We start from the raw sequence: 374 nt of genomic DNA on the forward strand, positions 1-374 counted from the left end.
AACATCGGCTCATGCTTTAATTCATCCGCATGGTCGTCTGTGTGATAACCTGCAAGATGTTGATAAATTTTTTGAATGACGACATCAGGATTGGGATGTTCCCGGTGGTCTACAGAGTCTTTGACTTGAAGGGTTTCTTGAATAGACTGGCTTAATCCAATCTTTTCATCGAACTCTTTGTACAATATTAGCCCTGAGTCTGAGGTTAAATTTCCACCATCAAAATTAACTTTGATCATTTTGTTGAAATGAAGTGACTTTTCGATTACACTTTTCATTATGGAGCCCTCCTTGAATTGTGCGTATTGTCTAAAGTTTTATAGTAAAAACCTTCGTTTTTATTGATATATAGCCTTTTAACACAAAAAAACTTG

Annotated in this window: 1 protein-coding gene; it reads right to left on the bottom strand. The window is 35.6% G+C overall.

The window, feature by feature from the left end; all coding sequences use genetic code 11:
- Positions 1 to 278 (bottom strand): transposase (locus ABD814_RS02260; RefSeq protein WP_344909918.1); only part of this gene is annotated, 278 nt, incomplete at its 3' end.
- Between the last annotated feature and the right edge of the window lie 96 nt (positions 279 to 374).

Origin of the sequence: Amphibacillus indicireducens (assembly GCF_039539605.1) — a bacterium.
GTDB lineage: Bacteria > Bacillota > Bacilli > Bacillales > Amphibacillaceae > Amphibacillus > Amphibacillus indicireducens.